The sequence below is a fragment of the Lentzea sp. NPDC003310 genome, assembly GCF_040610935.1.
In the GTDB taxonomy this organism is placed as follows: domain Bacteria; phylum Actinomycetota; class Actinomycetes; order Mycobacteriales; family Pseudonocardiaceae; genus Lentzea.
This window is the reverse complement of sequence record NZ_JBEXNC010000001.1, coordinates 159,199-176,341: the sequence shown is the minus strand read 5'-3', so window position 1 is coordinate 176,341 and position 17,143 is coordinate 159,199. Positions and strand designations below refer to the sequence as shown.

The following is a 17,143-nucleotide window of genomic DNA, read 5'->3' as shown; positions in this document are numbered from 1 at the left end:
GTGGTCCCGGCCGGATTCGAACCGGCGTCCTCCACTCTGCAAAAGTGGCGCGACTGCCTCTGCGCTACGGGACCTGGTGATGACGCCATCGTATCGAGCAGGTCCTGCCGTTTTTCGCCACCGCGTCACCGCCGCAACGGGCCTCCGGGGCCGAACGCGTACCCGGCGAACCGTTCGCCGATCAGCTCGTGGGTGGCCGTGTCGGGGTGCAGCGCGTCCGGCAACGGGTGTGCGACGGCGTCCTGCTCCCCGTACAGCGTCGTGCCGTCCAGGTGGTGGAGGTCGGGGTCGTCCCGGCGGTCGGCCACCTCCGCGAGTGCCTCACGGATGATCCGCAACGTCAGCTGCGGCGGCTCGGCGTGCCGTCCGGCCGTGAAGACGACCTCGCCCGCGGCGAGTGCGTCGAGGTCCATCCCACCCGGTCCCGGCGTGTCCTCGTAGGCGCCGCAGAACAGCGGCGACATCAGCACCAGCGGTGTGGTGGGGTGGCCGTCGCGGATCGTGTCCAGGAAGCCGTGCACCGCCGGGACGAACGCCCGCAGGCGCATCACGTCGAAGTTCACCACGTTGATGCCGAACTTGACGCTGATCAGGTCGGCCGGGCGGTCGCGCATCACCCGCGCGACGAACGGGTCGACGAGAGCGCTCCCGCTGAACCCGAGGTTGTGCAGCTCGACGCCGCCGCGGCGGGCGGCCACCGCGGGCCAGGTCCTGGCCGGCGTGGCCGCGTTGGACCCGGCGCTGATCGAACTGCCGTGGTGCAGCCAGATCCGCCCGGCCGGCTCGGCGGCGAGCACCGGCTCGTCGGTGCGCAGGGCGATCAGGTCCACGACCTCGTTGTGCGGCAACCACAGCTCGACGACCTTGTCCCCGGCGGGGAGGTCGTCGAACCGGGCGGTGAAGGTGGGACCCTCGCGGAACTCGCGGGCGCCGGTCAGCACGTCCACCTCGGCGTGGTCGCCGCCGTCGAGCAGGTGGCTCGCGACCAGTTCGCCGTCCACCACGAGGTCGACGCTGCCGCGCTCGCGGGTCACGCCACGGTACGAGACCGCGCTCGGGTGCAGGACCAGCTCGACCGCGCGGGCCAGTGTCGCCACCACCACCCGCACGCCGGACGGCCTGCTCTGCGCGGTCATCAGCTGCGGGTCGGGGAACCTGTCGCGCACCCACGCGGGCAGGCGGTGCGGACGCACCCCGCGCGCGGTGGCTTCCAGCTCGGCGGCTCCGCGCACCAGGGCGTCCGTCAGCGGCGTGGTGATCATTCCTCCACCCTGCCCGTTCCGCGTGGGCCGTGCCACAGGGCGGTGACACGGGACAGCAGTCGTGAGACAGTTCGTCCAGCTTGTGACATTTCGTCCAGAACAGGAGGTCAGGCGTGCCGAACGACACCGCGGACGCCGTGTTCGCCGCGCTGACGCCCGTGCTCGACGGCATCGCGGCCACCTTCGGGCGCAGCTGTGAGGTCGTGCTGCACGACTACCGCGACCCGGAACGGTCGGTCGTCGCCGTCGCGGGATCGGTCACCGGACGCGTGCCGGGCGACGCGATGAGCGAGATCGGCCTGCGGGTCCTCGCCGCCGGGCCGGACGCGCGCAACGAGGTCGGGTACCTCACCCGTGCGCAGGACGGGCGGGTGCTCAAGTGCACGACGCTGCCGTTGCGCGACGTGGACGGGACGTTGATCGGCGCGTTGTGCGTCAACGTCGACATGTCCGCCATCACCCGTGCCACCGGGGTCTTGTCGGACCTGCTCGGGCTGTCCGCGGCCGAGGAGGCCGTCCCCACGACGAACTTCTCCGGCGATCTGGACCAGGTGGTCGAGTCGCTGGTGGAGCGCGCCGAGCGCGCCCACGCGGTGCCGGTGGCGGCGCTGGGACGTGAGGACCGGCTGGAGCTCGTCCGGTCGCTGCACGAGGCCGGCGTCTTCGGCCTGCGCGGCGCGCCCGCCCGCGTCGCGAAGCGGCTCGGCATCTCCCGCACCGGCCTCTACAACGACCTCGCCGAACTCCGGAAGGACAAGCCGTGACCAGGTTCATCAGCGAGGCCGAGTCGGCCGCGCTCGTCGACGACGACCTCGCGCTGGCGGCCGCGCGGGAGGCGTTCCTCGCCACCGGGACGGGCAGCACGTTCCCGGTCGTGATCGGGCACTCCTCGTTGCCGGGCACCAGGTTCACCCTCAAGTCCGGCTCGGCGGGCGACCTCGCCGGCGTGAAGATCGGCAGCTTCTGGCCGGACAACACCGATCTGCCCCGCCACAGCTCCACGATCGTGCTGCTCGACCCGGCCACCGGACGCCTGAGCGCGGTCGTCGAGGCCGCGGCGGCCAACGCGTACCGCACGGCCGCCGCCGACGCGCTGGCCGTGGACACGTTGGCATGCAAAGATTCCCGGACGTTGACGATCATCGGGACCGGCCACCAGGCGTTGCACGAGGTGCGCGCCGTCAGCCGGGTCCGGCCCGTCGACCGGGTGCTCGTCGTCGGCCGCCGGGCGGACGCCGCGCGGAACTTCGCCGCCGCGGTGACCGGACGCCTCGGGCTGGCGGCCGAGCCCGCCGACGTGGAGGCCGGGGTCCGGGCGGCGGACGTGCTCGTCACCGCCACCACCGCCCGTGAGGCCCTGTTCGACGCGGACTGGGTGCGGCCGGGCACGCACGTCTCGGCGATGGGCGCCGACGGTCCGGGCAAGCAGGAACTGCCGGTGGCGCTGTACGAGCGCGCGTCGCTCTTCTGCGACCTGCCGGACCAGTCGCGCGCGATCGGCGAGTTCCAGCACGCCGGGTCCGCCACGCCGGTCGCGCTCGGAGCGGTGCTCGCGGGCACCGTCACCGGCCGCACGTCGCCGACCGAGATCACCGTCTTCGACAGCTCCGGCTTCGCCCTGCAGGACCTCACCCTGGCCGCCGCCCTGCTGCGCCGCCACTCGTCAGGAGTCTCCGAGTGACCACAGTGGACACCCCGTTCGCCCTGCTCGACACCGCCCGGCTCGACCGCAACGCCGCCCGGCTGCGCGACCGCCTCGCCGTCCTCGGCGTGCCGTTGCGCCTGCACGTCAAGACCGCCAAGTCCGTCGAGGTCGCCCGCCGCGTGCACGGCGACGGGCCGATCACCGTCTCGACGCTCGCCGAGGCCGAGCACTTCGCCGACGCCGGCTACCGGGACGTCCTCTACGCCGTCGGCCTCTCCCCGCACAAGCTCCCGCGCGTCGCCGCCCTCCTGCGCCGGGGTGTCCGGCTCACCGTCCTGCTCGACTCGACGGCCCAGGCCGAAGCGCTGACCTCGTTCGCACGCGAGGAAGGTCTGCGGGTGCCCGCGTTGATCGAGATCGACTGCGACGGCCACCGCGGCGGCGTCCAGGTCACCGATCCCGCGCTCCCCGAGATCGGCCGGACCCTCGGCGACAACCTCGCGGGCGTCCTCACCCACGCCGGCGAGTCCTACTTCGCCTACACCCCGGAAACCTTGCACCGGGCCGCTCAGCACGAGCGCGACGTGGCCGTAGCCGCGGCGGACGTGCTGCGGGGCGCCGGCCTCGCGTGCGACATCGTCAGCGTGGGCTCCACGCCCACCGCGCACGCGGCGACCGACCTGTCCGGCGTCACGGAGGTCCGCGCGGGCAACTACGTCTTCTTCGACCTCGTCATGGCGGGCATCGGCGTCTGTACCACCGACGACCTCGCGCTCTCCGTGGCCGTCACCGTGATCGGCCACCAGCACGACCGCAACTGGGTGATCACCGACGGCGGCTGGATGGCGACCTCACGGGACCGCGGCACCCAGGCGCAGGCGGTGGACCAGGGCTACGGCCTCGTCGCCCACCTCGACGGCGCGATCATCCCCGGCCTGGTCATGACCGGGGCGAGCCAGGAGCACGGCGTCCTGAGCACCCGCGACGGCTCGCCGGTGCCCGACCTGCCGCTCGGCACGCACCTGCGGATCCTGCCGAACCACGCCTGCGCGACGGCCGCCCAGCACGACCGGTACCACCTCGTCGGCGGCGGGACCTGGACGCGGCACCGCGGCTGGTGACTCAGAGCGCGTCCAGCCAGGGGTGGCCGGGGTGCACACGCTCCAGCCACCCCGCCAGCAGGTGCCGCCTGCGCGGGTCGAGCAGGGGCAGCACCCCCTCGAAGTCCCGCTGGTCCTTCGGCCGGACGGCCTTCGCCTTGAACAGCAGCACCAGTTCCGGTGCCAGAAAAGGGATTCCGGCCGCCGTGCGTTCGACGATCACGTCATAGGACAGCCGGATCTCCTCGTCGCGCCGGCAGATCCAGGTGTCGCCGTCGTGCGGTTCGCGGAAGACGTCGCAGACCCAGTCCCCGGTCGCCGGATCGCGGAGCCAGGTCTGGTGGGTCCTCGCCAGCACGTCCGGCGCAGCGTCGAACCAGACCCGCCCGTCGGCCGCGACGTCGACGGCGTGGTGCGGCAGCCGGTCGCGGATCTCGGCGAACCCCGCCGCGGGCACGGCGATCTCCAGGTCTCCGTGCGGCCGGGTCTGCTCGCCGCGGAACAGGTCCAGCGCCCAACCCGCCGCGACGTACCAGGGCGTGCGCACACCGGCGAGGCGCCGCGCGATCTCCGGCGGCTGCCAGGCGTTCGCCCACCGCGCCTCGAGCTCCGACTCGTCGAGAACCACGCCGCCCAGTGTGCCGCCGCGCTCAGGCCGACCGCGCGTACTGCACCGGACCCGAGCCCGACGTCAGTGTCAGGATCGCGTCGTCCACCACGAACGTGGCCGTGATCGGGGCACGGCCGTTCGGCTTCATCGTCACCCGGTCGCCCTTCACCTCGAACGTGCCGCTGACCGTGCTCTGACCGTCGATCTGCAGCTCGTACGTGCCGTTCTCGCGGAAGATCAGCGTCTCGAAGATGTTGTCCATGCCCATCCACGTGCCGGCCAGCGCCAGTGCGCCGCCCGCGCCCGCGTCGGTCTTGAGGTAGGTCTGGCCCGCGAGGGTGAGCGTGCCCTGCTTGATAGACCAGTTCTCGGTGCTGGTCTGGCCGTCCTTGCCGGTGAACGTGATCCGGCCGCCCCGCACGGTGGCCGTGCCGCTCCAGTCGAACGTGCCGCTGCGCTGGCGGAAGCCTCCGTCGGCGGTCAGCACGAGCTCGAGCTTGCCGGACTGGCTGGTGCTCGCGTCCCAGGAGCCGACGAGCTCGGGTGGCAGGGCGGTGCTCTGCGGAGGTGGCTCGGACGTGGAACGCACCGCGGACGTGGAGGTCGTGGTCTCACCGGTGATGGACGTGGGCTGCGGTGGTGGTGGCTCACCGGTGCAGCCGGCGAGGAGCAGTGCGGCAATTCCCAGCAGTGCGAAACATAGGTGATGAATTCGCGCCTTGGCGATCATTTCGCCTCCTTCGCGCCTTCAGTCGTGTTTCTCGGCGCCATTGTTAGCAATTTCCCCCGGCAGCTGGAAAACGCCTGCTCGGCGGGCACTGGCACGATGAACACCATGACCGCGACCGCTCGCCGCATGTTCGAGCTGCTGGAACCGATCTGCCTGGTCACGTTCTTCGCGCCCGAGTGCGGGGACGAGCTGGCCGCGCTCGGGCACCCGAACTACTGGTCCGGTTACTTCGCGAGCAGGGCCGCGCCGCTGGGGCGGGTGCCCGCGGAGGTCGTGCACGCGGCCTTTTACAACTTCGCGGAGGGCGAGGCCGCGCGGCACATTCCGCGTGCGTGGGAAACAATTCCGCCCGAGGCGTCGCTGGCCGCGCGGGAACGGGGCAGCGCGGCCTCGGTGCGGCGGATCATCGGCGACGAGATGGCCGCCTCGCCCGGTCTGCGGCGCGCCGCCGACCTCACTGCCAAGGCCGCGGCGAGCGCTCCCTCCGAGGGCCGGCTGATGTACGCCGCGATGCGCACCCTCGCCGTGCCGGACGAACCGGTGGCACGGCTGTGGCACTGCGCGACCGTGTTGCGCGAACACCGCGGTGACGGGCACATCGCCGCCCTCGTGGGCGCGCGCATCGGTGGCACGGAGGCCCACGTGCTCTCGGCGATCGCGATGGGCGTCCACCCGCCGGAGTCGTTCGGCCGCGTCCACCACCTGCCGAGGCGGCGGCTCGCGGAGGTCATGGCGGGCCTGCGCGAGCGCGGGGTCGTCGATGCGGACGGGCGGTTCACCGACGAGGGACGCGTGCTCCAGCAAGGGATCGAGGATCTCACCGATGAGCTCGCCGCCGCTCCGTACGACGCGCTCTCCCCCGCCGAGCTCGACGAACTGGTCGCCGCGCTCGACCCCGTCAGCGCACGGCTGGTGGCCGCCGGGTCGCGGTGATCACGCCGTGGCCTGGGCGAGCAGCGCCAGCGCGGCGTGCGACGACGAGCCCGGCGCCGCGGTCGCCACGACGACGCTCGGACGGGTGTCGTTGGTCAGGGTCTGCTGCGTGACGGTCAGCGGGCCCACCAACGGGTGCCGCATCTCGTAGACGGCCGTGGCGCAGGCTTTGACGCGGTGGTCGGCCCACATCGTGGCGAACTCGCGGCTGGTCGCGCTGAGCTGCCCGACCAGTTCGTGCAGCCCGGCGTCGTCCGGGTGCAGGCCCACGACCAGGCGCAGGTTCCCGACCACGGCCCGCGCCTTGGCCTGCCAGTCCGCGTAGAGGTCGCGGGTGTGCGGGTCGAGGAACACCAGGTGCGCCATGGTCGGCCGGTCGGTCGCCGCGAACTCCAGGTGCCCGGCGAACAGCGCGTGCCCGAGCCGGTTCCACGCCAGCACGTCGGTGCGCCGACCGAGCACGACGGCGGGCACGTCGCGCAGCGCGGCGAGGAGCTGGCCGGTCGCCTCGTCGACGCGTTCGGGACCCGGCCTGCGCGTCCGCGCCCGCTTCACCGGGGTGGCGAGGACGTGCAGGTGCTGCCGTTCGGACTCGTCGAGCCGCAGCGCGGTGGCGAGCGCGTCGAGCACCTCGGGCGAGGCGCCCGTCGAATGCCCCTGTTCGAGCCTCGTGTAGTAGGAGCTGCTCACCCCGGCGAGCCTCGCCAGTTCGTCGCGGCGCAGACCGGGCACGCGGCGGCGCTCGTCGTACGTCCGCACGCCGACGTCCTCGGGCCTGAGCTGCGAGCGGCGCGTCCGAAGGAACTCGCCGAGCCGCGCGATGTCGTTCACGGCACCGAGTATGTCCGCGCCCGGCGCCCGGTGCCTGTCCCCGCCGGGGATACGCAAAGCCGGGAATGGTCCGCGAACGCCCGGGCCGGTCGGATGGGGGTCATCCGACCAGCTCGAACACAGAAGGAACTTTCGCATGGACCTGTCCGAGTTCACCTTCACCCGCCGGGCGTGGGTCGACGCCACCCCCGCCGACGTCTACGGGCTCGTCAGCGACGTGTCCGCGATCGGCCGATGGAGCCCGAACGCGAGCGGCGCGGCCTACGACGACGGCGCCGGACCCGAGGTCGGGGCGTGGTTCAGCGGCCACAACCGCCGCGACGGCAAGGAGTGGACCACCCGTTCGCAGGTAGTGACGGCCGAGCCGGGCGCCGCGTTCGCGTTCGTGGTGGGCGGCGCGGACGATGGCATCGTCGAGTGGACGTGGTCCCTGCGCGCGCAGGGACGCGGCACCGTCGCGGCGCAGTCCTGGCGGCTGCTCCGCACCGATCCCCTGCTGGGCGACACCCGCGCCGACCTGGTGGCGTTGCGCGACTACATGGCCGTGAGCGCCGAGTCCACGCTCACCGCTCTGGCCGAGTGGGTGGCCCACTGACCGACGGCGGGTGAAACGCGGGCGCGGGCCCGAACGACATGCAGGAGACCGCACACGGACCTGCAGGGGGAACTGGATGCGCTGGCGGCCCGCGCCGACCACGGTGCTCGTGCTGTCGGTCCTCGCGACGGTTCTCGTGGGGCTCACCGCGAACATCGCCACCGGCACGGTGCCGGACCTGAGGTCGTGGCAGGTGGCGGCGATCTGGATCGCGGTCGGTGTGCTGACCGCGTTCCTCGTGCTGGTGGAGGTGTACCGGGCGCGCCGCGGTGCGCCGGCGGGCTCGCTGTCCGAGGCCGCGGAGTACCTGGCCGCAGCGGTGCGACGGGAGTGGGCCGGCGAGGCGGTGCGGCGCGGCGTGTTCGACCCCGCGCCGCTGCCGGTGCGGTTCCACGCCACGCGGCGCGCGAAGATCAGCGACCACCCGGCCGCCGTGTTCGGCGACGAGAGCCTGCGCGCGCTGCCGCCCGCGACCCGTCCGCGCCTCACCGGTGACGTGACCGGGGTCCTGGCGGCGTTCCGCTCGATCCCGGCGCGGCGGCTCGTCGTGCTCGGCGAGGCCGGGGCGGGCAAGAGCGTGCTCGCCATGCTGCTGACCAAGGCGCTGGTGGAGGACCGGCGGGCGGACGAACCGGTGCCGGTGCTGCTGCCGCTCGCGTCGTGGGATCCCGGCGAGCACCTGCACACCTGGCTCGAGCGGCACCTGGCGGAGGACCACCCCGGGCTCGTCGAGTCGTTCGGCCGGGACGTGGTGGCGAAGCTCGTGCAGGAGCAGAAGGTCCTGCCGGTGCTCGACGGGCTCGACGAACTGGAGGGCGCGGTCCGCGCCGACGCGCTGCGCAAGATCAACCACGCGCTGGCGGACTCGCGGGCGCAGGTCGTGATCACGTGTCGTGCCACCGAGTTCGAGCGGGCCGTGAGCTCGCGCGAGCACGTCGTGTCCCGCGCCGTGGTGGTGGAGCTCGAACCCGTCCCGCGCGAGGAGGCCCTCGCGTTCCTCGGCGATGACGCGGAGCGGTGGCGGCCCGTGGCGGACGAGATCGCGGCCCGCGCGGAGGGGCCGCTGGCCCGCGCGCTCGGCACACCGCTCATGATCGGCCTCGCCCGGACCGTGTACCGCTCGGCGGATCCGCGCGAACTCGCGACCGCCGCCGACCCCGAGGCCGACCTGCTGGAGCGGTTCATCGCCGCTGCCTACCGCACCGACATCCCGACCGCCGGGGCAGCGAAGCGCCGCTGGTCCCCTGCCTCCGCACAGCGCTGGCTGACGTTCCTCGCGATGGACGTCGCGAGGAACGGTGCCCGGGACCTCGCCTGGTGGCGGCTGCGGGACCGGGTGCCACGCCCCGCGCGGATCGCGATCGTCGCCCTCTTCTGCACGGCCCTGCTGCTCCCCGTGTTCCGCTGGGACCTCGTGGCGGCGGTCGCCGTGGTCTGCGGTCTCGGCGCCGGACTTCCCCGGCACAGCCCGGAACCGCAGCGGCTGCGCCTCGAGTTCGGCCGCGGCCGGCGCCGGGTCGAGTTCGTGCTCGTCGGACTCGGGCTGGGGGTGGTCGCGGGGCAGGTGACCCGAAGCCTGGCGGGGGTGCTCGTCGGAGCTGTCGTCGGCGTCGTGGCCGGGGTGCTCGCCGGTGCGGCGCGCTACCGGCAACCGGAGGGCGCCGTCACGCCGTGGACGGTGTTGCGCGCCGACCGCGCGTCCAGCTTGCGCACGGGCGCGGCCCTCGCCGCCGCCACGGCCTTCACGCTGTGGACGGTGGCACCGGATCGGCCGGTCCTCGGCGCGGTGTCGGCGGCGGTGGTGTTCTTCCTGCGCTGGCTGGCACTTCTGACCGCGGTCGTGCACGTGCTCGGACTCCAGGTGGCGCACCAGCTCTGGCTGGGGTTCGGCACCGAGGTCGCGGTGGCGGTGGTGACCGGGATCGCCGTCGGCGCCGCCGTGCTGGTGCGGCTCGGGGCGGCACGTCCGACCTCGCTCGCGATGACCGCGTGGGCGCAGTGGGTCCTGCTGACCCGCCTCTGGTACCCGCTCACCGGACGGCTCCCCTGGGCGTTGTCCGCGTTCCTCGCCGACGCCCACCGCCGAGGCGTGCTGCTGCAGGCCGGATCCCGCTACCGGTTCCGCCACCTCGCCCTGCTCGACCACCTCGCCGCTTCCCGGGAGCACGCATGAGAAAACTTCTGATCACCGGCGTCCTGGCGATCGTCATCGGTGTCGCCGCCGCCGTCTTCAGCACCAGCCTGTACTCCACGGCCTCGGACGCCATGACGTTGTCGGAGAAGAACACGGGCATCGCGAAGGAGGCCCTGCGGACCGCCGAGGGCCTCAGCGAGTCCGACCCGGCGCACGCCGAGCAGCTCGCGAAAGCGCAGCAGTACGTCGCCTACGCCGAGGGAAACCTGGACTGGCACAACGAGACCGTCGACCAGGCCGTGCTGTTCACCGTCGTGTCGGTGTTCACCGTCCTGGGTGGAGCGATCCTCCTGGTGATCCGCCGTCGCCGCACCGCGGAGAGCTGAAGGCACTTGCGCGGCCTGCTACGGTGTCCTCGATGATCACCTCCCCGAACGGATTGGGGGTCTCCTTCACCAACGGTGAGTGCTGATGCACCACTGGCCCGTGAAGAGACATCCCCGCCTCGCTTTCTGGTCGCACGTGCGCGAGTTCGCCGTGCCGGCATCGATGATCGAGACCGCGACCTCCCGCCGGCGTGCCGGCGACTGGTCGGGAGCCTGTGCCGCGGCACGGGTCGACGTCGACCTCCACCTCCGCGCCCTGCACCGCTCTCGTGGCCGTGAGCTCGTGGACCTCGTCCGCGCCGACCTGCGCGCACTGGCGCCGGACCTGCTGCGGTGGCACTTCCCGAGGATCAGGCCCGACGGCCTGCTGCGTCCCGGGCTCACCGTCTCCCTGGCCCGGTACCGGCTGCCCGGCGACGAGGTGCACCTCGTCGCGCGCACGCCGCCCGCCTGGGCCGACGCGGGACAACGGATCAGCCTCGCGCTGTGGGAGCGGTCCGGGCCGCTGAGCGGCGCGCGGCCGGACCAGCGGTTCCGGCTCGACCTGCACCGCCACCTCTGGGACGTGCGCAGGGTGTCCGAGCTGCGTGACCGCTGCGGCGCCGACCAGGTGCCCGCGGACGGCCGTGCCACGCACCGGTGGGAGGCCGAGGCCGCTCTGCTGCTGCGCGAGGACGGTCATCCGGGCACCGAGGTCGCGGTTCGGCTCGGTGCACGGCACCGGGTGGTCGTCGACCTGCACGCACCGGGTTCCACCGTGAAGTCCCGGCGTGCCAACGGGATTCCCGTCCTGCCGGACGCGGCGACGTGGGTGCTGCCCGACCTGGAGCTGTGGCGGGCGGGCGTGATGGACGCCGAGCGCCTGCACCCGCTCGTGAGGTCGGCGCTGCTGCCGGACCACCCCGCTGCGGCACCGCGAAGTCCTGGTACAGCAGGAACCCCGCGACTCGTCGACTGCCGGGGCTCAACGCACCGGATCGGCGTGGTCGGCGGCGTCCTGGTGCCACTCGACCACGACCCCGCCGAGATCCGCCGCGAAGAGCTGCTCGCCGCGCTCGGTGGCACGAGCCTGCCCTGCGTCACCGCGATCGACGCGGCACACCGAAACCCGGCGGACCTGGACGCCATCCGCGCCCGCCTGGACCACGGCGACTTCGCCGGTGCCCTGGCCGTCGTCGAGGACCTCCTCGGACCGGACGCGCCGCTGCTCGACGGCGCGTTGCGGGAAGAACTGGAGACGGCGGCGGAACGCAAGGTGGCGCACGGCCTGTACCGGGCCGAACTCCACGAACTGCCGCCGCTGCCGTCCTCGAAGGACCTCCGCGTTCCCCGCGGACGCGGCCGCTGGCTGCACGCGGCTCTCCGCCGTCCCTGACCCGAACCTCCTCCTCGCCCGGCCGGCGCAACGGCCCCGACATGACACAAGGTGATCGACGCATGCCTGAATCGACTATCCACAATGGACAGATGCTCGACGTGGCCGCTGATCTGCTGGCGCTGCTGGGCGACACGTCCACCGAGCCGCGGACCGATCCGCAGCTCGAAGCCCTGACGCTCGCCGTGTCCGCGGACCTGCCCGTGCTGCTCTGGGGCGAGCCGGGGATCGGCAAGACCGCCGCCCTCACCCAGCTCGCCGACACCCTCGGCCTGCCGCTCACCACGGTGATCGCGAGCGTGCACGAGCCGTCGGACTTCTCCGGCCTGCCGGTGGTCGGCGACGACCCGGCGACGCAGGGAGTGCCGATGGCGCCCCCGGACTGGGCCGTTCGCCTGGTCCGGGCCGGACACGGTCTGCTGTTCCTGGACGAGCTCTCGACCGCACCACCGGCCGTGCAGGCCGCGTTGCTGCGCGTGGTGCTGGAACGCCGGATCGGCACGCTGCACCTCCCTCCCGGCGTGCGGATCGTGGCCGCGGCCAACCCGCGGTCGTCCGCCGCCGACGGCTGGGAGCTGAGCCCGCCGCTCGCCAACCGGTTCGTCCACCTGCGCTGGGCGCACGACCACGAGGTCGTGGTGCGCGGGCTCGGCGGCACCTGGCCGGTCGCCACGATGCCGCGGCTCGATCCGGCGCGGCTGCCGGACGCAGTGGCGTTCGCGCGGCGCGCGGTGTGCGAACTCCTCGCCGCCAGGCCGAATCTCGTTCACCAGCTGCCGAAGAGCGAGACGCTTCGCGGTGGCGCCTGGGCCTCGCCGCGCAGCTGGGACATGGCGTTGCGGCTCATCGCCTTCGCGACCGCCGCCGGCACGTCCCGCGACGTGCTCTCCCTGCTCGTGCGCGGCGCGGTGGGCGACGGTCCCGGCCTCGAACTGCTGGCGAGCCTCGACCGGATGGACCTGCCCGACCCCGAGGACCTGCTCGCGAACCCGGCGGCGGCGGTGCTGCCCGAACGCGGCGACCTGCGACAGGTCGTCCTCGACGGCGTGGTCGCGGCCGTGCGCAACCGCCCGGACGAAGCCCGCTGGCACGCGGCGTGGACGCTGCTGGCCGCCGCGCTCGAGACCGGCGCGCCGGACCTGGTGGTCGTGCCGGCCTCGACCCTCGCCGCGCTGCGCCAGGACGGCTGGGAGGTCCCGGTCGAGATCGAGCAGCTGTCCGGCGCGGTGTCGCTGTCGCGGCGGGTGGACCGGGTCGCGGCCGTCGCCGGGGTGCGCGGATGAAGACCTTGGACGAGGAGAAGTTGTTCGCCGCGCGGTTGTACGCGGTGCGCTGCCGCCCGTACCTCGCGACGGCGTTGTTCGCACTGAAGGTGGTGGAGTCGCCGCGGGTGCCGACGATGGCGGTGGACCGGCACTGGCGCTGCTACGTCTCCCCGGCGTTCGTCGACGCGAGACCCGTCGAGGACCTGGCGGGGATCTGGGTGCACGAGGTGGCGCACCTCGTGCGCGACCACCACGGCCGCGGCGACAGGTACGCGGCACGGCACGAGCTGTCCGGTCCCGGCGAACGGCTGCGGATGAACATCGCGGCGGACTGCGAGATCAACGACGACGTCTTCGGCGACGGCCTGCGGCGGCCCGACGACGCCGTCCACCCGGAACTGCTGCGGCTGTCACCGGGCGAGCTGATGGAGGACTACCTGCACCAGTTCCGGCTCGGCCCGCACACCGACGCGTTCGCGTGGCTCGACTGCGGCAGCGGCGCCGACGGCCTGGACCGCCCGTGGGACCTCGGCGCGGACGGCGCCCACGGCCTCACCGCGCTGGAGCAGGACGCCGTCCGGTTCCGCGTCGCGCGAGGCATCACGGCCAGCCCGGGCACCGTCCCGCAGGGCTGGCGCCGGTGGGCGGAACGGGTCTTCCACCCACCGCAGCCGTGGCGCGACCTGCTGGGCGCCGCGGTCCGGTCGGCGGTCTCCGGCCCCGGCGTGGGCGAGGACTACACCTACGGCAGGCCGTCGCGCAGGTCGGCCGGCGTGCCGAAGGTGGTGCTGCCGAGCCTGCGCCGCAGACCCCCGCGCGTCGTGGTCGTCGTGGACACCTCGGCCTCGGTCAGCGACGCCGAGCTAGGCAGCGCGATCGTCGAGACGGCGGCGATCGTCCGCGCCGTGGGCGGCCGCCGCGACCTGGTCTCGGTGCTGTCCTGCGACTCCGCCGCGCACGTCACGAACCCGTTGTGCCACGCGGAGGGCATCCCGCTGGTCGGCGGCGGTGGCACGGACCTGCGCGAGGGTTTCGCGCGGGCCCTGCGGTTCCGGCCGGACGTCGTGGTCGCGCTGACCGACGGCCAGACGCCGTGGCCGTCCGCGCCACCGCCGTGCCGCACGGTGGTGGGGCTGTTCGCGCGCCCGCACCGGTACGACGAGGACGATCCGGACTACGTGCCGGACGAGCCGCCGTCGTGGGCCAGGGTGGTGACGATCGGATGATCGTCGCGGCAGAGCAGAACGAGTCCCGCTGGCCCGCATGACGGTCGGCGCCACCGCGTCCGCCGGCCGTCCGAGGCAGCGGACTCATCGGCTGTAGATGCCTTGGGATAGCGTCACGACCGCGCACGCGGCGGCCGACACGTCCGACAGAGGTGGTGTCCTCCTCTGGCAGGCTTGTGCGCGCCCCTCCACCTCGTCGGACAGGAACCGGAGGTCGTAGTGGCTGCCAATGGTCAACGGGGTGACGATGACTACGACTTCGCCGCATCTCTCCAAGGAGCCAAGCGCCCCATCAGCAACCTGGAGCCCCCTGAGGTCGATGCTCTTCGCAAAGTGTTCGGCTTCCAGTTGTTCACATTCTTCGCGGCTCACCCCGTCGAGGACGGCCGCCCCCGAAACCTGTGAGCGGTTCCCCGCAACCTGGGCGATCGCGGCCCTGGCGACCTCGGCGGGGTCCTTGGTCGTCACGGAGGGGGCTCCCGGACCGGTGACCAGAACCGATCCGTCCGCCTGCACGAGAAACCCGGCGACACCGCGGCCGATCTTGGACCAGAGGAGCTGGACACCAGCTTCCTCGACCTGAGCACCGCTGGGCAGCGTGTACAACTCCAACTCCAGGACGAAGCCCGCCGATCCGATGCCTTCGACAACCGCGTTGAACGTTCCGGAGGTCATGGCCGAAAACTCACCGAGCACGGACAGGCGAGGCCCAGATGAAACACGAACTCCCTTCGGAGCCAGCACTCTCTCCGCCTCGGCATCCCCGAGCCCGCCCACCTCCGCGACGTCGGCAGCGTCGAGCATCGCCGCGCACTGCGCCTTCCCGTCCGCACCAACGACGGTGAACAGCGCGGAATCGGCATGGCGCAGACCAGTCGTGGTGCACGCCTCGGGCTGGGTCAGGTCGACCACGATCACGGCGGTCACCGCGCTGACGGCCGCGGCCCACAGAGCGACGGCTCGGACGACGGGCCTGCCCATCCGCACGTCCTTGCCCCGCAGGACAAGGCGCTCCTGCAACACGACGTGCCAGAACTCGTACCCCGCGACTCCCGCGCGCAGCAATCCCTTGTCCCGCGCGTCGGCGAGGAACGCCTCGAAGCGCAACGGCAGTCGCCCCGTGGTCCAGAGCACCGCCTTGGCCACCACGTACCGGGGCCAACGGCTGGTCAGCAATACCGCGAGCACCACCGTGACCGCGACCAGCACGATCGACGCGACCGCCTCCGGGTCGAACTTCTCCATCTCGCTGGAGACCGGGGTGATGACGACGGGCACGCCCAAGGTGGCGGCGGCGCGCTGGCCGACGTGCACGGAGAGGCCGGTGACGAGCTGGAACAAGGCCATGCAGAGCGCGCTGACGGACACCAAGGTGGTGGCCGTGCCGATCAGGGTGGCCCGGCGTTCCCTCCGCAGCACGTCGGCGGGTTCGGCGCGGCCGACGACCGCCGCACGGGCGATGAGATGGCGGTGCAGTCCGACCGCCAAAGCGCACACCGCCGCCAGGGCCGCAGTCACGCAAACCCAGACCGCGACCGAGGCGACCGCCTTCCGGATCGACAACGTGGTTTCGGACGCCATCGCCACGAACAGGCTGAGGGCTCCGGGCACGGCCACCAACAACGCCCCGTCCCGCGCGCCCTGCCGGAAGCCCATGCGCCACCTGTCGACCTTTTGCCCCAGGCCGAGGAACCACAAGATCGTGCAGGCGAGCCCGAACACGCCCGCCGACATGAACGGGTTCTCCGACACGTCGAGCGGGTCGTCGAAGTCGAGCAGCGTCAGCACCGCGGCCACCACCGCTCCGCCAACGAGGCCCACGAGCGCCCCGGTCCACGGGGACAGCACCCGGTTGGGCAGCTTCCACCACGTCAGTTCCCGCTCGGCGTGCTGGTGCAGGTACCGCGCGAGGTACGTCAGGTACCGGCGGGCAGCCGGTGCCGTCCACCCCCGGCCCCGTTCCGGGTAGACCGAGTCGATCAACACGTCGACCAGGTGGTCCCGCACGTCGTTGCCGCTGGTCAGCTTGAGCAGGGCGGACGGGTCCCGGCCCGCGTACGCCCTGGTGAACAGCGAGAGCATCAACGGCGTCGACAGCGCGATGCCGAGCGGGCCGTCAGGGTGCGCCGCGACGGTCTCCGCGACCGGTGACCAGCGCGGGTCCGTCCGCAGGTGCCGGGAGATCTGTCCTGGGGTGAGCGGCAGGATCTCGAAGATCGGCGCCTGCCGCAGCGCGGGTGCGCCCGCCGCGATGCCTTCGGCGTACTCCACGGAGCGGCAGGTGAGCAGGATCCGGCGGTGGCCCGCCAGCGTGTCGTTGATGCGGCTCAGCGCCCGGCGGCGGAGGTGCTCGGGCAGCTCGTCGAGGCCGTCCAGCACCGGGAAGATGACTCCCTTGTCCAGCAACGCTTTCGGGATGCGTTCGGCTCCCGCGTAGTGGGCGGCGGCGAGGGCGCGCACGATGAACGTGTCCAGGTCGTCCGCCACCGGGTCCCAGCTGGACAGCGACAGCAGGACGGGCACCTTGTCGTCCGCGGCCCGTTCCGAAAGCAGGCCGACCACGAGGGAGATGGCCAGGAAGGTCTTGCCGCCGCCGGGTTCGCCGAGGAGCACAGCCCGCTGGTGGGGCAGGGCGCGGAAGGCCTTGGCGACGTCCAGCACGGACTGCTCGGGGTTCGCGGTGACGACGCGACGGTGCTGCGTCGCGGACTCCGCCTGGCGCCACTGCACCGGCAAGGTGTCCGCCGCACCGGATCGCCGGCGTCGCGCGGCGAGCTCGGGCTTCCAGCGCTCCAGCAACTCGTCTGCCAGCGCTCGTCCCTCTTCTTCGGTGTCCACCGGCTTCTGGCGGGCGTCGAGGTAGCGCGCCAGCGCGGAGACGCCGGCCACCAGAGCGAGCAGTCCGCCGAGGATGCCGGCGAGGGCATCGCTGGTGTCCAACGGGAACTTGACGAGCGCGTACGCGATGCCGGCAGCCATCAGCAGGAATGCCGCGTATCTGCCGCGACGAGACGGTAAGAGCACAAGTAGCTGATCGCATCCGAGCGATGA

General features: G+C 72.7%; 15 protein-coding genes and 1 tRNA gene. 10 read left to right on the top strand and 6 right to left on the bottom strand.

From position 1 onward, the window contains the following. Position 1: 1 nt before the first annotated feature. Both ABZX02_RS00840 and ABZX02_RS00835 read right to left on the bottom strand, forming a co-directional pair. A tRNA-Ala gene (locus ABZX02_RS00840) sits at positions 2-74 on the bottom strand. Between the two features lie 51 nt (positions 75-125). Continuing rightward, positions 126-1,262, bottom strand: coding sequence for a GDSL-type esterase/lipase family protein (locus ABZX02_RS00835; RefSeq protein WP_355294005.1), 1,137 nt, complete (start codon positions 1,260-1,262; stop codon positions 126-128). A 113-nt stretch (positions 1,263-1,375) separates the two neighbouring features. Between ABZX02_RS00835 and ABZX02_RS00830 the strand changes: the two genes are divergently transcribed. Genes ABZX02_RS00830 through ABZX02_RS00820 form a run of 3 tightly spaced genes read left to right on the top strand, consistent with a single transcriptional unit; the run spans position 1,376 to position 4,028 of the window. Continuing rightward, the gene (locus ABZX02_RS00830) at positions 1,376-2,026 is read left to right on the top strand and encodes a PAS domain-containing protein (RefSeq protein WP_355294004.1); all 651 of its coding nucleotides are present in this window, start codon (positions 1,376-1,378) and stop codon (positions 2,024-2,026) included. Continuing rightward, positions 2,023-2,943, top strand: coding sequence for an ornithine cyclodeaminase family protein (locus tag ABZX02_RS00825; RefSeq protein WP_355294003.1), 921 nt, complete (start codon positions 2,023-2,025; stop codon positions 2,941-2,943). The genes ABZX02_RS00830 and ABZX02_RS00825 overlap by 4 nt, the downstream gene beginning before the upstream one ends. After that, positions 2,940-4,028, top strand: a complete 1,089-nt coding sequence (locus ABZX02_RS00820) for an alanine racemase (protein WP_355294002.1) — start codon at positions 2,940-2,942, stop codon at positions 4,026-4,028. Before ABZX02_RS00825 ends, ABZX02_RS00820 begins: the two co-directional genes overlap by 4 nt. A gap of 1 nt (position 4,029) precedes the next feature. Here the strand turns inward: ABZX02_RS00820 and ABZX02_RS00815 are convergent, their stop codons facing one another. Next, a complete protein-coding gene (locus tag ABZX02_RS00815) occupies positions 4,030-4,635 on the bottom strand; it encodes a hypothetical protein (RefSeq protein WP_355294001.1) in 606 nt (201 codons plus the stop codon). Positions 4,636-4,657: 22 nt separating this feature from the next. Further along, positions 4,658-5,347, bottom strand: a complete 690-nt coding sequence (locus tag ABZX02_RS00810) for a DUF5640 domain-containing protein (protein WP_355294000.1) — start codon at positions 5,345-5,347, stop codon at positions 4,658-4,660. 105 nt (positions 5,348-5,452) lie between these two features. On the opposite strand from ABZX02_RS00810, the gene ABZX02_RS00805 reads away from it, so the two are divergent. Continuing rightward, a complete protein-coding gene (locus tag ABZX02_RS00805) occupies positions 5,453-6,280 on the top strand; it encodes a MarR family transcriptional regulator (protein WP_355293999.1) in 828 nt (275 codons plus the stop codon). Here ABZX02_RS00805 and ABZX02_RS00800 read toward each other — a convergent pair whose 3' ends face one another. After that, on the bottom strand, positions 6,281-7,111 hold the full coding sequence (locus ABZX02_RS00800; protein ID WP_355293998.1) for a helix-turn-helix transcriptional regulator: 831 nt from the start codon (positions 7,109-7,111) through the stop codon (positions 6,281-6,283). It abuts the gene before it with no gap. A gap of 136 nt (positions 7,112-7,247) precedes the next feature. Between ABZX02_RS00800 and ABZX02_RS00795 the strand changes: the two genes are divergently transcribed. The 6 genes from ABZX02_RS00795 to ABZX02_RS00770 all read left to right on the top strand — a co-directional run bounded on the left by ABZX02_RS00795 (position 7,248) and on the right by ABZX02_RS00770 (position 14,092). Then, entirely contained in the window at positions 7,248-7,706 is a 459-nt protein-coding gene (locus tag ABZX02_RS00795) for an SRPBCC family protein (RefSeq protein WP_355293997.1), read from the top strand. Positions 7,707-7,782: 76 nt separating this feature from the next. Then, positions 7,783-9,879 (top strand): NACHT domain-containing protein, encoded by a 2,097-nt coding sequence (locus ABZX02_RS00790; protein WP_355293996.1) that lies wholly within the window; start codon positions 7,783-7,785, stop codon positions 9,877-9,879. Continuing rightward, entirely contained in the window at positions 9,876-10,226 is a 351-nt protein-coding gene (locus ABZX02_RS00785) for a hypothetical protein (RefSeq protein ID WP_355293995.1), read from the top strand. Before ABZX02_RS00790 ends, ABZX02_RS00785 begins: the two co-directional genes overlap by 4 nt. Positions 10,227-10,326: 100 nt before the next feature. Further along, a complete protein-coding gene (locus tag ABZX02_RS00780; protein ID WP_355293994.1) occupies positions 10,327-11,601 on the top strand; it encodes a hypothetical protein in 1,275 nt (424 codons plus the stop codon). A 62-nt stretch (positions 11,602-11,663) separates the two neighbouring features. Further along, complete coding sequence (locus ABZX02_RS00775) at positions 11,664-12,884, top strand: MoxR family ATPase (protein WP_355293993.1); 1,221 nt, start codon at positions 11,664-11,666, stop codon at positions 12,882-12,884. Beyond that, the gene (locus ABZX02_RS00770) at positions 12,881-14,092 is read left to right on the top strand and encodes a VWA-like domain-containing protein (RefSeq protein ID WP_355293992.1); all 1,212 of its coding nucleotides are present in this window, start codon (positions 12,881-12,883) and stop codon (positions 14,090-14,092) included. The genes ABZX02_RS00775 and ABZX02_RS00770 overlap by 4 nt, the downstream gene beginning before the upstream one ends. An 84-nt stretch (positions 14,093-14,176) precedes the next feature. Here ABZX02_RS00770 and ABZX02_RS00765 read toward each other — a convergent pair whose 3' ends face one another. Then, complete coding sequence (locus ABZX02_RS00765) at positions 14,177-17,071, bottom strand: NACHT domain-containing protein (protein WP_355293991.1); 2,895 nt, start codon at positions 17,069-17,071, stop codon at positions 14,177-14,179. Positions 17,072-17,143: the final 72 nt, after the last annotated feature.